The 15,242-nt window shown below is 65.3% G+C and carries 12 protein-coding genes and 1 other RNA gene; 7 read left to right on the top strand and 6 right to left on the bottom strand.

What is annotated here, in order from left to right; translation table 11 throughout:
* Positions 1-11: 11 nt before the first annotated feature.
* From GL284_RS14015 to GL284_RS14030, 4 genes are all read left to right on the top strand, one after another.
* The gene (locus GL284_RS14015) at positions 12-611 is read left to right on the top strand and encodes an inner membrane-spanning protein YciB (protein ID WP_155045260.1); all 600 of its coding nucleotides are present in this window, start codon (positions 12-14) and stop codon (positions 609-611) included.
* A gap of 77 nt (positions 612-688) precedes the next feature.
* Positions 689-1,861: an O-succinylhomoserine sulfhydrylase gene (metZ, locus tag GL284_RS14020; RefSeq protein WP_155045261.1), complete on the top strand. Its 1,173-nt coding sequence runs from the start codon at positions 689-691 to the stop codon at positions 1,859-1,861.
* 91 nt (positions 1,862-1,952) lie between these two features.
* Positions 1,953-2,918: a GTP cyclohydrolase FolE2 gene (gene folE2, locus GL284_RS14025; protein WP_155045262.1), complete on the top strand. Its 966-nt coding sequence runs from the start codon at positions 1,953-1,955 to the stop codon at positions 2,916-2,918.
* Between the two features lie 60 nt (positions 2,919-2,978).
* The gene (locus GL284_RS14030) at positions 2,979-5,363 is read left to right on the top strand and encodes an ATP-dependent helicase (protein WP_155045263.1); all 2,385 of its coding nucleotides are present in this window, start codon (positions 2,979-2,981) and stop codon (positions 5,361-5,363) included.
* Here the strand turns inward: GL284_RS14030 and GL284_RS14035 are convergent.
* Positions 5,360-6,196, bottom strand: coding sequence for an SDR family oxidoreductase (locus GL284_RS14035; protein ID WP_155045264.1), 837 nt, complete (start codon positions 6,194-6,196; stop codon positions 5,360-5,362). The two genes, GL284_RS14030 and GL284_RS14035, sit on opposite strands and share 4 nt — an antisense overlap.
* 78 nt (positions 6,197-6,274) lie before the next feature.
* Here GL284_RS14035 and GL284_RS14040 point away from each other — a divergent pair, with 78 nt between their 5' ends.
* The 3 genes from GL284_RS14040 (at position 6,275) to rpmG (ending at position 7,457) form a co-directional block, all read left to right on the top strand.
* Entirely contained in the window at positions 6,275-6,652 is a 378-nt protein-coding gene (locus tag GL284_RS14040; protein WP_155045265.1) for a winged helix-turn-helix transcriptional regulator, read from the top strand.
* Positions 6,653-6,776: 124 nt separating this feature from the next.
* Positions 6,777-7,148, top strand: an RNA gene (rnpB, locus tag GL284_RS14045) — RNase P RNA component class A.
* Between the two features lie 141 nt (positions 7,149-7,289).
* On the top strand, positions 7,290-7,457 hold the full coding sequence (gene rpmG / locus GL284_RS14050; protein WP_101752137.1) for a 50S ribosomal protein L33: 168 nt from the start codon (positions 7,290-7,292) through the stop codon (positions 7,455-7,457).
* Positions 7,458-7,522: 65 nt separating this feature from the next.
* Here the strand turns inward: rpmG and GL284_RS14055 are convergent, their stop codons facing one another.
* The 5 genes from GL284_RS14055 to GL284_RS14075 all read right to left on the bottom strand — a co-directional run bounded on the left by GL284_RS14055 (position 7,523) and on the right by GL284_RS14075 (position 15,240).
* A complete protein-coding gene (locus GL284_RS14055) occupies positions 7,523-10,762 on the bottom strand; it encodes an error-prone DNA polymerase (protein WP_155045266.1) in 3,240 nt (1,079 codons plus the stop codon).
* Positions 10,762-12,267, bottom strand: coding sequence for a Y-family DNA polymerase (locus tag GL284_RS14060; RefSeq protein ID WP_155045267.1), 1,506 nt, complete (start codon positions 12,265-12,267; stop codon positions 10,762-10,764). The genes GL284_RS14055 and GL284_RS14060 overlap by 1 nt, the downstream gene beginning before the upstream one ends.
* Positions 12,182-12,844: a hypothetical protein gene (locus GL284_RS14065; RefSeq protein ID WP_155045268.1), complete on the bottom strand. Its 663-nt coding sequence runs from the start codon at positions 12,842-12,844 to the stop codon at positions 12,182-12,184. The genes GL284_RS14060 and GL284_RS14065 overlap by 86 nt, the downstream gene beginning before the upstream one ends.
* 117 nt (positions 12,845-12,961) lie before the next feature.
* Positions 12,962-14,491 carry an alginate O-acetyltransferase AlgX-related protein gene (locus GL284_RS14070; RefSeq protein WP_155045269.1) on the bottom strand — a complete coding sequence of 510 codons (1,530 nt, stop codon included), beginning with the start codon at positions 14,489-14,491 and terminating at the stop codon, positions 12,962-12,964.
* The gene (locus tag GL284_RS14075; protein WP_155045270.1) at positions 14,485-15,240 is read right to left on the bottom strand and encodes a sulfotransferase family protein; all 756 of its coding nucleotides are present in this window, start codon (positions 15,238-15,240) and stop codon (positions 14,485-14,487) included. Before GL284_RS14075 ends, GL284_RS14070 begins: the two co-directional genes overlap by 7 nt.
* Between the last annotated feature and the right edge of the window lie 2 nt (positions 15,241-15,242).

Genomic DNA, 15,242 nt, shown 5'->3' on the forward strand with positions numbered 1-15,242 from the left:
GGGAGACCCGGATGACCCAGACCAGAAAGATCAACCCGCTGCTGAAAGCCGCCTTGGAATTCGGCCCGCTGATCCTGTTCTTCGTCGTCTTCATGCGTCTGCGGGATCAGACCGTAGCCATCGGCGGCACCGAATATTCGGGCTTTATCGTGGCCACGCTGGTGTTCATCCCGGTGCTGGTGGCCAGCACGCTGGCGCTGTGGCGGCTGACGGGCAAGCTTGCGCCCATGCAGATCGCCACGCTGGTGTTGGTAATCGTCTTTGGCGGGTTGTCGGTCTGGCTGAACGATCCGCGCTTTTTCAAGATGAAGCCCACGCTGATCTATCTGCTGTTTGCCGCGGCCCTTGGGGTCAGTCTGGCGCTGCGGCGCAACTGGCTGCAACTGGTGATGTCCGAGGCGCTGCCGATGACCTCGGAAGGCTGGCGCATTCTGACCGGGCGGCTGGTCGTGCTGTTTCTGGGCCTTGCCGTGGCCAATGAAATCGTCTGGCGCACCATGTCGGAAACCGCATGGGTCAATTTCAAGACCTTCGGCCTCCCCGCGCTGATGGTGGTGTTCTTCGTGCTGAACGCCAAACTGTTCGAGCGTCACGCCCTTCCGAAAGAGTGACGGCCCGGTGATCGCTGCCCTTGCATGGCTGGCCGGGCAGGAGTAACCCGGCCAGACCCATCGCAATGAGGTCTGCCATGTCCGACAAAGCCCTGCATCCGCGCACCCGCGCCGTCCATCACGGCATCCGCCGCAGCCAATATGGCGAGATGGCCGAGGCGCTGTTCATGACGCAGGGCTTTGCCTATGACAACTCGGTCCAAGCCGAGGCGCGCTTCATCAAGACCGGTCCGGATGAATTCATCTATGCCCGTTACGGCAACCCGACCTCGCGCATGTTCGAGGATCGGATCGCCAATCTGGAAGGCACCGAGGACGCATTCGCCACCGCAAGCGGCATGGCGGCCGTGAACGGTGCGCTGATGTGCTTTGCCAAGCCCGGCGATCATATCGTGTCGGCCAAGGCGCTGTTCGGATCATGCCTGTATGTGCTGGACGTGCTGGCCCGCTTCGGGGTCGAGATCAGCTATGTCGACGGCACCGATCTGGAACAATGGCGCGCGGCGATCCGACCCGACACCAAGGCGGTGTTCTTCGAATCCGTCTCGAACCCGACGCTGGAGATCGTGGACATCGCGGGCGTGGCGGAACTGGCCCATGCGGTCGGCGCGCTGGTCATCGTCGATAACGTCTTTGCCACTCCGGTCTTTTCGCAGGCGGTGGCGCAGGGCGCGGATGTGGTGGTCTATTCCTCGACAAAACATATCGACGGGGCAGGGCGCTGCCTTGGCGGCGTGATCTGCGGCACGCGGCAATTCGTGCGCGAGGTGGCCGAGCCCTATCTGAAACATACCGGCGCGGCGATCAGCCCGTTCAACGCGTGGATCATGCTGAACGGCCTGACCACGCTGGATCTGCGCGTGCGGGCCCAGACCCAGACCGCGCTGGCGCTGGCCACGGCCTTGCAGGACCAGCCCGGCATCGACCGCGTGATCTATCCCGGCCTTGCCAGCCACGCCCAGCACGATCTGGCCCTGCGCCAGATGGGCGCGGGCGGCACGATGGTCGCCATCGACCTTGGCAGCAAGGATGCGGCCTTTGCCGCGATGGATCGGATGGGGATCTTCCTGATCTCGAACAATCTGGGCGATGCGAAATCCATCGTCACCCATCCCGCCACGACCACGCATTCGCGGCTGACGCCCGAGGTGCAGGCGGAGCTGGGCATCACGCCCGGCCTGCTGCGGCTGTCGATCGGGTTGGAGCATGCCGACGATCTGATCGCAGATATCCGTCAGGCGCTGCAATAAGCGGGCAGAGGCGTCAGGAACCACCCCGGCGCCTCTTTCGTTTCAGCCCGGCAATCCCCAGATTGCAGTCCGACCTGCTTGGGAGACGACAATGACCGAAGCCCGCCCTGTCGCCACCGACCGCGCCTATCCGGCACTGTCGCGCGAATATCCCGCGGATTTCCGCGTCGATGACAGTTACAAGGCCAGTCTGCCCGATCTGCAGAACGGCCCGGCCAGTCTGATCGTGGGCGCGAATACCCCGATCCAGCATGTCGGCATCTCAAATTTCCGGCTGCCGCTGCGCTATCGCAAGCCCGATGGCGGCGAGACGCTGCTGGAAACCAGCGTCACCGGCACCGTCAGCCTTGAGGCCGACCGCAAGGGCATCAACATGAGCCGCATCATGCGGTCGTTTTACGCCCATGCCGACAAGCAGTTTTCCATGGGCGTGCTGGAAGCCGCGCTTGAGGATTACAAGGCCGATCTGGACAGTTTCGACGCCCGCATCCAGATGCGCCTGTCATATCCGATGCAGGTCGCGTCGCTGCGCTCGGGGCTGATGGGCTGGCAGTATTACGACATCGCGCTGGAACTGGTCGAACGCGCGGGCCAGCGGCTGCGGATCATGCATTTCGATTATGTCTATTCCTCGACCTGCCCGTGTTCGCTGGAACTCTCGGAACATGCCCGGCAGATGCGCGGGCAATTGGCGACGCCGCATTCGCAGCGCTCGATCGCGCGTATTTCCGTGGTGATGCAGGGCGACACGCTGTGGTTTGAAGACATGGTGCAACTGTGCCGCCGCGCCGTCGCCACCGAAACGCAGGTCATGGTCAAGCGCGAGGATGAGCAGGCCTTTGCCGAGCTGAACGCCGCCAACCCGATCTTTGTCGAGGATGCCGTGCGCGCCTTTGCCGAGCAATTGATGGCCGAACCCCGCATCGGCGATTTCCGCGTCATCGCCAGTCATCAGGAATCGCTGCACTCGCATGACGCCGTGTCGGTGCTGACGCAGGGCGAGACCTTTGCCCAGTCCAGCCTTGATCCGGCGATGTTTGCAAGTTTGCGCGCGTGATCCGGAACAAGGCGTGAACATGGGCTTTCCCAAGTCGCGCTTGGCAGCTATGCTGCAGCGATGAGCGATTTCGACGATCAGGACGCCTTTCAGGCGGCAGTTGTGCCCTTGTCGCAGCGGGCGATGTCCGCGCGCCCGATGCCCTATCTGGAGGGGCTGAACGCCGCACAGCGAGAGGCGGTCGAGGTTCTGGACGGTCCCGTCCTGCTGCTGGCAGGCGCGGGCACCGGCAAGACGCGGGCGCTGACCACCCGCATCGCGCATCTGCTGACGCTGGGCAAGGCCCGGCCCGGCCAGATCCTTGCGGTGACCTTCACCAACAAGGCCGCGCGCGAGATGAAGGACCGCATCGGCCGTCTTCTGGGCGAGATGGTCGAGGGCATGCCGTGGTTGGGCACCTTCCACAGCGTCAGCGTCAAGATCCTTCGCCGCCATGCCGAACTGGTGGGCGAGGGCGCGCTGCATCTGAAACCCAGCTTCACCATTCTGGACACCGACGATCAGATCCGGCTGCTGAAGCAGCTGATCGCGGCCGAGAATATCGACGAAAAGCGCTGGCCCGCGCGGCAATTGGCGGGGCTGATCGACGGCTGGAAGAACCGCTGCATCACGCCCGCCCGCCTGCCCAAGGGCGAGGAACGCGCCTTCGACGGCTGGGGCGGCAAGCTGTATGCGGCCTATCAGCGCCGCCTGCTGGAGCTGAACGCGGTGGATTTCGGCGACCTGCTGATGCATTGCGTCACCATCTTTCAGGCGCATCCCGATGTGCTGCGCCAGTGGCAGGACCGCTTCCGCTATATCCTTGTCGACGAATATCAGGACACGAACGTCGCGCAATACATGTGGCTGCGGCTGCTGGCGCAGGCGCATAAGAACATCTGCTGCGTCGGCGATGACGACCAGTCGATCTATGGCTGGCGCGGCGCCGAGGTCGGCAACATCCTGCGTTTTGAAACGGATTTTCCCGGCGCGCGGGTGATCCGGCTGGAACAGAACTACCGCTCGACCCCGCATATTCTGGCGGCGGCCTCGGGGCTGATCGCCGCGAACAAGGGGCGGCTGGGCAAGACGCTGTGGACCGACGCCACCGGGGGCGAGCCGGTGCGCCTGATCGGCCATTGGGACAGCGAGGCCGAGGCGCGCTGGATCGGCGAGGAAATCGAAAGCTTTCAGGGCGGGCATCGCCGCGCCATCGGCAAGCGCAGCCTGAACGACATTGCCATTCTGGTGCGGGCATCCCACCAGATGCGCGCGTTCGAGGACCGCTTCATGACCATCGGCCTGCCTTACCGGGTGATCGGCGGGCCGCGTTTCTATGAACGGCAGGAAATCCGCGATGCCATGGCCTATTTCCGGCTGGCCGTGTCGCCCACCGACGATCTGGCCTTTGAACGCATCGTCAATGTCCCGAAACGCGGCCTTGGCGACAAGGCGGTGCAGACCATCCAGCGCGAGGCCCGCGACCGCGGCCTGTCGCTTCTGGAAGGCGCGGCCTCGGTCTTGGCCATGGCGGGCATCGGCGGCAAGGGCGGGGCGGCGCTGCGGCAATTCACCGACGGCATGGGCCGCTGGCACGCCGACGCCATCGACAGCCGCGTGAACCATGTCGAACTGGCCGAGCGGATTCTGGACGAATCCGGCTATACCGCCATGTGGCAGAACGACAAGAACCCGGACGCTCCGGGCCGTCTGGACAACTTGAAAGAGTTGATAAAGGCCTTGGAAGAATTTGATAACCTTCAGGGTTTCCTTGAGCACGTCGCCTTGGTCATGGATACCGACAAGGGCGAGCAGGCCGAGGAGGTCAGCATCATGACGCTGCATGCCGCCAAGGGTCTGGAATATCCCATCGTCTTTCTGCCAGGATGGGAGGACGGGTTGTTCCCCAGCCAGCGCAGCATGGACGAATCCGGCACCAAGGGGCTCGAGGAAGAGCGCCGCCTTGGCTATGTCGGCATCACGCGGGGCGAGGAACTGGTGACCATCACATTCGCCGGCAACCGCCGCATGTATGGGCAATGGCAGTCCAGCCTGCCGTCGCGTTTCATCGACGAACTGCCCGAAGAACATGTCGAGGTGCTGACGCCGCCGGGCCTTTATGGCGGCGGCTATGGTGCGGCGGCCCAGCCTTTCGCCTCGACCCAGATGCATGAACGCGCGGCGCGGGCGGATGTGTATAACTCTCCGGGCTGGAAACGGATGCAGGACCGCAGCGCGGCGCGTGCCGCGCCTGTGCATCGCGTGCCCATCACCATCGACGCCGAGCCCGCCGCGCGCTACGCGGTCGGTGACCGGGTGTTTCACCAGAAATTCGGCAATGGCACGGTCCAGGGCATTGCGGAGGACACGCTGACGGTAGAGTTTCCGACCGGCTTCAAGACGATCAAGGCAGGATATGTCCAGCCCGCATCCGAGGCGGGCGGGCTGGACGATGTGCCGTTCTAAAGCGCGGCCTTGACGGTATCGGCCAGCGAGGTGGTGGGCCGTCCGATCAGCCCCGACAGCGTGCGGCTGTCGTCATAAAGCGCGCCCTGCGCCGCGCCGACATCCCAGCTTGCAATGGCGGCGGCCAGACCCTCGGGCAGACCGAAGCCGGTCAGCGCCTTGGCATAGTCGGCCTCGGGCAGATCCTGATAGGCGACGGGCTTGCCGGATTGCGCCGCGACCTCGGCGGCCAGTTGCGGCAGGGTAAAGGCATCGTCGCCCGCCAGTTCATAGACCTTGCCGGAATGGCCCTCGCTGGTCAGAACGACCGCCGCCGCCTCGGCGTAATCCTTGCGCGGCGCACCCGACACGCGACCCGCCCCGACCGAGCCGATAAAGGCACCATGTTCCAGCGCGGCGGGAAGCGCGCCCAGATAATTCTCGATATACCAGCCATTGCGCAGGATGGTGTGCGGGATGCCGGACGCGGCCAGAAGCGCCTCGGTCGCGACATGTTCGGCGGCCAGCGACAGCGGCGAGCGGTCGGCATGCAGCAGGCTGGTATAGACGATGTCCTTGACGCCTGCGGTCTTTGCGGCCTCGATGACGGCTGCGTGCTGCGCCTCGCGCTTGCCGACCTCGCTGCCCGAGATCAGCAGCAGCTTGTCCACGCCCCGAAGCGCAGGAACCAGCGTCTCGGGCGCGTCATAATCGAAGGCGCGGGCGGTGACGCCCTGCACGCGGCTTGGATCGCGCGCCAGCGCGACGATCTGATCGACAGGCAGGCGGGTATTCAACGCGGTCAGCACAAGCTGGCCCAATTGTCCGGTCGCGCCGGTGATTGCAATGGTCATGGTCTCTCTCCGTCACTCTTGTGCCGATAGAGATACGCGCCTAACTTACCCAAAGTAAGTACGAACGGGAATGTTAGTATGAAAGATTCCGGACGGGGCAATCTGATGGCGGCGGCCTGCCCGTCGCGCGATGTGCTGCGCCGTCTGACCGGGCGCTGGGGAATGCTGGTGCTGGTCGTGCTGATCGAAGGCCCGCAGCGCTTCAGCGCCTTGCGCCGGCGGATCGACGGCATCAGCGAACGGATGCTGGCGCAGACCCTGCAGGGGCTTGAAAGCGATGGCATGGTGCTGCGGCATGATTTCCAGACCGTGCCGCCGCATGTCGAATATGCGCTGACACCCTTGGGGCTTGAGGCTGCGGCCCGCGTCGATGGCCTGCTGGGCTGGATCGAGGATCGCCTGCCCGAGATTGCCCGGAACTGGCCGCCCGATATGGCTGGTGTGACAGAAAGATGAGTATTTGAAGAACGAAGAAGCCCTGGCGCGGCGCATCGGGTTTCTCTGTTCTGCAAATACTCATGCGGCGGTGACGCCAGACGGTGCTTGACCTGCCGGGCGGCCCGCCATATCTGCGCCTGACGCGGATGGCCGGATGACCGCGGCGGGCAACCGTCGAGGAAAGTCCGGACTCCATGAAGGCACGGTGCCGGGTAACGCCCGGCGGGGGCAACCCCAGGGAAAGCGCAACAGAGAACAGACCGCCCGCGCATCTGCGCAGGTAAGGGTGAAACGGTGGGGTAAGAGCCCACCGCGGGACTGGCAACAGGACCGGCATGGCAAGCCCCACCGGGAGCAACGCCGAATAGGGACCGCGCGTCGCAAGACAGGGCTGCCTTTGCCCCAGCAGGTCCGGGTTGGCAGCTAGATCCCGTCAGCAATGGCGGGGCCAGAGGAATGGTCATCGAAGGGGGCGACCCCGGAACAAAATCCGGCTTACAGGCCATCCGCGTATTTTATGGCCGCACGGTGATGCAAGGATGAAAACCGCCAGATTCGCGGTTGACTCTGGGCTTGTGATGGTTAAAAGGCGGCTTCCAAGAGATTTCACGGGGTTCGCAGAGAAGGCGTCTTTCCCCGCAGCAGGAGCAAGACAATGGCGAAGCCGACCACGATCAAGATCCGCCTGAACTCGAGCGCCGGGACCGGGCACTTCTACGTTACCAAGAAGAACGCCCGCACGATGACCGAGAAAATGACGGTCAACAAGTATGACCCGGTTGTGCGCAAGCATGTCGAGTACAAGGAAGGCAAGATCAAGTAAGATCTGCTTTCAGGCAATCCCTACGAAACCGCGCCCCTTGCCGGGCGCGGTTTTCGCATATGTGCCTAATGGAAATCGCGCGAGCGCGGCACAATCCGGGCATCGCGCGGATGACCCGCGCGCGGCGCGGTCAGTTTGCCCTGCGGCGCATCGCCCGACAGGCGCAGCAGCGCATCCGAGCGGTCCCCGATCCAATGCGCCACGACATGGGTGACGCCCTCGGCGCGCTGGACTTCGCCATAGACCTCCATCAGGCGGGCGGTCATCGCGACGCGGCGGAAGGCATCGAAGGTGCGTTTCCACAGCACCAGATTGGCCACGCCGGTTTCATCTTCCAGCGTGACGAAGCACACCCCCTTGGCGCTGCCCGGACGCTGGCGGATCAGCACCAGCCCGGCCATGCGCAGCCGCGTTTTGCCCGGCAGCGCGTCCAGCCCCTTGGCCGAGACATAGCCCTGTTCTGCCATGCTGGCCCGCAGGAACGCCATGGGGTGACGTTTCAGCGACAGGCGCAGGGTCTGGTAATCCGCCGTCACATGTTCACAAAGCGGCATGTCGGGCAGGGTGACGGGGGCCTCATCGCCTTCGGGCTGGTCGTCAAACAGCGGCAGGTCCGGGGCATCGCGCAGGGCGCGCGCCTGCCACAGCCCCGCGCGGCGGTCCAGATCGACCGAGCGCAGCGCATCCGCCGCCGCGATCAGCCGGATGGTGCGGGCGTCAAGCCGGGCGCGGGTCTTCAGATCGGCCATATCAGCAAAGGGCGCCTCGGCCCCGGCCGCCTGCACCCGCAGGCCCGGCGTGTTGGCCAGGCCCTCGATCTGGCGCAGGCCCAGCCGCAGGGCAAAACCCTTGCCCACGGGCTGCAGGGTATTGTCCCATGCGCTGAAATTCACATCCACCGGCAGCACCGTCACACCATGTTCCGACGCGTCGCGGACGATCTGGGCGGGGGCATAGAACCCCATCGGCTGGCTGTTCAACAGCGCCGCCGCGAAGGCCGCCGGATAATGGCATTTCAGATAGGCCGAGATATAGGCCAGATGCGCAAATGCGGTCGCGTGGCTTTCGGGAAAGCCGTAATCGCCGAAGCCCTTGATCTGGTTGAAGCAGCGCTCGGCAAAGGTCGGATCATAGCCACGGGCGATCATGCGGCCGACCATCTTGTCCTGAAGCTGGTCGATCGTCCCGCGTGAGCGGAATGTGGCCATGGCCTTGCGCAACTGATCCAGTTCGTCGGCATCGAACTGCGCGGCGACCATGGCGATCTTCATCGCCTGTTCCTGAAAGATCGGCACCCCCAGCGTGCGTTCCAGCACGCTGCGCAATTCGTTCGGGTCGCCATGTTCGGCGGAGGGGCCGGGATAGTCGACATTCCGATCTGCGCGCCGTTGCAGATAGGGATGCACCATATTGCCCTGAATCGGGCCGGGGCGGACGATGGCGACCTGAATCACCAGATCGTAACGCTCCTTGGGTCGCAGGCGGGGCAGCATGTTCATCTGCGCCCGGCTTTCCACCTGAAACGTGCCGATGCTGTCGCCCTTGCACAGCATGGCATAGGTGTCCGGGTCTTCGTCGTTGAAATCCGCCAGTGTCAGCGCCGTGCCGTGATGCGCCTTGATCAGGTCGAAGCATTTGCGGATGCAGGTCAGCATTCCCAGCGCCAGCACATCGACCTTCAGGATTTCCAGCGTGTCGATATCGTCCTTGTCCCATTCGATGAAGCTGCGGTCGGGCATGGCGGCATTGCCGATGGGGACGGTTTCAAAAAGCGGTCCCTCGGTCAGGATGAAGCCGCCGACATGCTGGGACAGGTGACGCGGCATGCCGATCATGTCCCCGGCAAGCCTGATGGCCAGCGCCATGACGGGATCCCTGATGTCGATGCCGGCCTGATCGGGATGCGCCGCTTTCATGCTGTCGCCCCAGCTGCCCCAGACGGTATTTGCCAAGGCCGAGGTCACGTCTTCGGACAGGCCCATGACCTTGCCCACCTCGCGGATGGCGCTGCGGGGGCGGTAGTGGATGACCGTGGCGCACAGGCCCGCGCGATGGCGGCCATATTTGTCATAGATGTGCTGGATCACCTCTTCGCGGCGTTCATGTTCAAAATCCACGTCGATATCGGGCGGCTCGGTGCGGGTATCGCTGATGAAGCGTTCAAACAGCAGCTCGTGCCGTTCGGGATCGACCGGCGTGATGCCCAGCATGTAGCATACCGCCGAATTCGCCGCCGAGCCGCGGCCCTGACACAGGATGCCCTGCGCGCGGGCATGGGCAACGATGTCGTGAATGGTCAGGAAATACGGGGCGAAGCGCTTTCGGCCGATGATGCGCAATTCCTTGTCCAGAAGCGCGCGGGTCTTGGTCGGGATGCCTTCGGGATGCTGCAGGCGGGCATAGCGCCATGTCAGCCGCGTCAGGTGGCGCTGCGCCGTCATGCCCCTTGGCACGGTTTCCGAGGGGTATTCATATTTCAGATCCTGCAATGAGAAGCGGCAGCTTTCGGCAATATCGCGTGTCGCGCGGATGGCATGCGGCCAGTCGGCGAACAGCGCGACCATCTGGGCCGGGGTTTTCAGGTGACGCTCGGCGTTCTGGGCCAGTAGATGGCCTGCCTGCGCGATGGTGGTGCCGTGGCGGATGCAGGTCATCACGTCCTGCAGGGGGCGGCGGTCGGGGGCGTGGTAATGCACGTCATTCATCGCCACGATCGACAGGCCAAGCGCGCGGGCGGCCCGGTCAAGGCGGTTGATCCGCGCCCGGTCGTCGCTGCGGTATAGCCAGCTTGCCGCGACATGGCCAAGTTGCGGCAGGCGCGCGGCCAAGGCGGGCAGCCGGTCGGGATCGCCCGGCAGCCAGATCAGGCGCAGACCTTCGGCATGGGCGGCCAGATCGTCAAGGCTCAGATCGCAGCGGCCTTTCTTCTGCCAGACACCGTTCAGATCCTGCCTTCGGCCCTTGGTGATCAGCGCCGACAACCGGCCATAGGCGGCGCGGTCGGTGGGATAGGCCAGAAACGCCGTGCCATCGGCCAGAACGATCCGCGCCCCGATGATCGGTCGCAGCTTCAGAGCCCGCGCCGCCTTGTGCAGCCGCACGACGCCCGCAAGGCTGTTCAGATCGGCAATCCCCAGCGCGTCATAGCCCAGCAGATGCGCCGTCAGCGCCAGTTCATCGGGCTGCGAGGCGCCGCGCAGAAAGCTGAAGGCGCTGGTCACGGCCAGCTCCACATAGGCCGCGCGCGGGTTCGGCGCGGTCACATCGGGCAGTTTCAGCGCGACCTTGGGATGGCTGTCGGGCATCAGGCAAAGATCCCGTGCAAGAACCAGCGCGGCGGGCCGCCGCGACCGTCGCCGCCCAACCCCTCGCGATAGATCCATAGCCGCAGCCCGCTGGCATCCTCGATGCGGAAATAGTCGCGCAGGCGCGTGCCGGGGCGGTCGCGCCACCATTCCGGGGCGATGCGTTCCGGCCCGGCATGCCGGGCCACGCGCATGACCTGCCTGCGCCAGACGAATTGCGCGGGCGGGCCTTCGGGAACGGCATAGAGCACGCGGATTTCCTCGGGCGGGGTCAGCAGCCGCAAGGGGCGGTCGGCACGCGCGGACGGATCGGGCGCATCTGCCAGCGGGGCGCCCGGCGTTTCAGCGCGTTCGGGGATGTGGCTTTGCACCGGCTGAGGCCTGTGCAGGCGATCCGCGCCAAAGCGCGCGGTCAGGCGGTCGATCAGCCGGGCCAGTTCCAGCCCCTGCGCATCGCTGTCAAATCCCGGCTGCGCCGGGGGCAGGGGCTCGACCGCCTCGGCTTCCAGTTGCAGCAGGTCGAAGCCGAAACCGGGGTCCAGATGGTCCAGCCTGCCGTGAAACAGCGACAGCAGATGCGCCGCGTCATGTGTCGGCGTGGCGATGCGCAGAGGCGTGTCCAGACGCGCCCCGTCCACGCGAAAGATCGACAGGCGCAGGCGGCGGCAGCCCTGTGCCTTGGCGGCAAGCTGGGCGCACAGATCGTGCACAAGGCCGGGCAGCCAGTCGGTCGGGTCCATCACCGGCTCGGCCAGACGGGCCTGTGCGATGAAGCGGGGGGCGGGGTCGGGGGCGTCCACAGGCTCGGGCAGATGGCCCATGACCTGATCCAGCCGCAACAGCGGGTTCTGCGCCAGATCGGCGCGGGCAAAGCGGCGCATCAGCGACAGGCGGGGAATGGCGGCAAGCTGGGCGATGGTCTTCAGCCCAAGGCGGCGCAGCAGCAGCAGCGTGGTCGCGTCCAGACGCAGCCCGGCGACGGGCAGCGGCGCCAGATCGGCCATGGGGTCGGTGCAGCGCGTGCCGGGGGCAAAGCGCGCCAAGGCCCATGCCGCGCCGCGCGTGGGGGCGATGGCGGCCTGCGCGGTCAGCCCCGCCGTTTGCAGCCGGGCCTGCATGTCGGCCAGCATCGCGGGTTCGCCGCCGAACAGGTGATCGGCGCCGGTCGTGTCGATCAACAGCCCGTCATCGCCATCGGTCGTGCTGTAAGGCCCCCAGCGCCGCGACCAGAAGCCAAGGCGCGACAGGAACGCCGCGTCGGCGGCCAGATCGGCGTCGCGGATCTGCAGGCCGGGGCAGACGGCGCGCATATCGGCGACGCGCGCGCCCAGCCTTGCCCCCGCATGCGCCGCCGCGTGGTTCAGCCCGTGGATGACCGCGCCATGCGGACCGGGTGCGGCCAGGGCGATGGGCCGATCCTCAGGCCACCCCGCGCCGTGGCGTTTGCGCCAATGCTCGATCGCCAGGGACGGCAACCAGATCGAGACGATCCGCCGCCCGGTCATGACGCGCCTGCCACAGCGATGGGGCCGCACCCCGGACACGGAACAGTTCCGCCCGCCATTGCGGATCGCCCGGTGCCTGCGGATCGTCCGGATCGCGGTCTGATGGCAGCACCCCCAACCGCCAGCGCATCCGCGCCGCGCTGGCATCGGCCGCAGGCGCGGCATGACGGATCAGCCAGCAGGGCAGGCCGCCCCGTTCGGCACGCAGCGCCAGACGGCGGCTGGCAGTAAAGCTCAGCGCCTGCGGCATGCCATGGATTTCGCCCACGACCGCGGCAAGGGCATGGCTTTGCAGCCCGTCCTCCAGCGCGGTCAGCACATCGGCGGGGCGCGTCAGATCCAGCCGGATCAGCGCCCGGCCCATGCCCGCAAGACAGGGCGCGCCATATTCCGCCCGGCTGAGCCGGTCCTGCACCCACAGCACCGGACCCGGCGGCAGTGCCGCGCGCACAAAGCCGATCGCCGCGCCATCCAGAGGGCGCTGGCCGAAAGCCTCGGACAGGGTGGGCAGGATCAGGGATGGGGCAGGCGTCCGCCCAGAAGGCGCCACCCCCAAGGGGAAAGGGTTTGCGTGCATGTCGATTGTTCCTGATTTGTTCTTATGCATGCAAGAACGATTCGTCAATTCTTGCGGGCGGGTCTGGCGGGCGGTGCTTACAGCCCGGAACAGAAAGGCAGGAACAGGCGGGCGTCGTCAGTCCAGCGGCACGCGGAAATCGTCGCCGGGCAGCTTGTTCACGAAGCGCTCGGCGATTTCGGTGATGACGATATCGGGCCGGATGCGGGCGATGAAGTCATGGTCCAGACTGGTCGACCAGACGAAATGCACCTCGCGGAAGGTTTCGGCCAGCATGGCGGTCAGCAGATGCGGGCGAAACTCGCTGAAGGAATCGCCAAAGATCACCACGCTTTGCGGGACGGCGTGATCGGCATCGTTCTGCAACCGGATGTGACAGCCGACAAAGCGCGGCTTGCCCAGCCGGAAGCCCTCGGATTCGTTATAGCGCACCATCGCATTGTCGGCGACGCGGCGCGCATGGCGCAGCACGGGCAGGAAGCGGGCGTCCTCTTGCACCTCAGGGGTCAGCTTGTTGCCCAGATCCATTGCCATCACGCGGCCCTTGTGGCCGGGATCGGGAAAGCTGCGCGGCGTGACGCCCAGCGACTCGCAGATGCGGCGATAGGCGATCTGACAGCCCGCCGATGTCCAATGCGTGTCGGTGCGGTAAAAGACCGGCTGCCGCTGCGCCTCGGCCCGCAGGTCGTCCAGAATGTCGATGTTCAGCCCGGCATCCAGCCGCGCGGCAAGCTGGCGCACGGGGTGGTGGTCGGGATGGGGCAGAGCAAGGCCCAGATGGTCCGGCAGCACCGCGATCTTGTCGGGCACGGTCAGGTGGCGATAGGTCGCGCCGATCGCGGCCAGCCGCTGGCGGCGGCGTTCCAGCAGCCCGACCCAATCGGACACCTGGCGATCCGTGAAATAGCCGGGATCGGTGAAATACCGCTGCACATCGTTCGAGCCGCCCCACAGAAACAGCCAGCCCTCGCGCCCGATCAGCACGCCGTTCTGCACCGTGCCGGGGGCGGCGGGCTGCGGTGGCGCGTCGATGCCGGGGTTTTCGCGCGCCAGCACCTTGCGGATGGCGGGCGCGTCAAAGGGCAGGCCCAGCCGGTCGAACAACGGGCGCAGCCCCTGTTCGTCGCCGATGAAATCGGCATGGCGCAAGATCAGGCTGCTGCCGGGATGCTGCGCGGCATAGCTGGCAAAGCTGGCCGTGGCCCGGGTGATCGCCGCCGCCTCGGGGGCATCGCCGGGATCGCGGCTGTTCAGCACCAGAAGCGCCGAGGGATAGCTTTCGCGCAGAAAGTCCAGATATTCGAAAAGCTGCGCCTCGGCCATCAGGTGCCGGGTCTCGGCAAAGCCGATCAGGCGGGCACCTGTGGGCGGGGCCAGAACATGGTCGTGAAACCCCTGCAGGGCCTGCTGCAGAAAGGCCTGATCGTCGATCATCTGCGCCCCATACCAAGGCGAGCCGGGCGGCTCGCCGATATGGGTGAAGCGTTGGGCGGCCCGCAGGTTCGCCGCAATCCGCGACAGCGAATACAGCGCCCCGGCATTCGCCCCCCGGATGCAGGTGCCGGGCGTGGCGTTCAGCAGTTCCTGCAACAGATGCGCATCCGCACCGGGATGCGAGATGATGAAGACCTGCGCCGGGCTTACCATTCGAAGTCTACGCCGACCAACTTGCAGAACGCCCGGTAATTCGGCTGGAACAGCGCCGTCAGCCGCGCATGTGTCTGCGCCGAGATCTGCGCCTCATCCTTGGACATGTGGCTGTATTTGCGTTCGCCAAAGGCCGGGCTGCTGATCGGATCGACGCCGACATGGCGAAAGGCGCGCTGCATGGTCTGCTGCGGATCGCGCGACAGGCTGGCATTGTCGATCACCATGAAGCGGTCGCCGAAGATGCGTTTGTAATGCAGCGCCTTGCGGTAATAGCAGCTGAAATCCAGCACATGCTGCAAGAAGATATCCGCGGCACTGGTGCCCGCCATGGCCAGATCGGTGCTGCGCGACAGGAACTCATCCGCTGTAACATTATCAAGCGCGTTGATCTGGTTCACCTTTTTCAGGTGGTTGAAATGCGACACGGCGCGCTGGATCGGATGGCGCGACAGCATGATGACGCGCGCGTCGGGATTATAGGCATTGATCTTGTTCGGGATCACCGGCGCATTGGTCATGTCGAAATAGGTCGGGCTGGCATCCATGTAATGCTGGCCCGCGGGCAGACCTTCAAACTGGCCGTGATACCAGTCCAAGCCCTTGGATTCATACAGCGAGAAGTAATGGATTTCCTTTTCGCGCCCGGAATGGATCAGGGGATGGTGGGCCAGAAATTCGTGCAGGATGGTGGTGCCGCCCTTCATCGTGCCGACGATGAAGATGTCGGGCCGGTTCGTGGTGGTCATGC

The sequence above is a fragment of the Paracoccus shanxieyensis genome (assembly GCF_009711265.1).
Taxonomy (GTDB): domain Bacteria; phylum Pseudomonadota; class Alphaproteobacteria; order Rhodobacterales; family Rhodobacteraceae; genus Paracoccus; species Paracoccus shanxieyensis.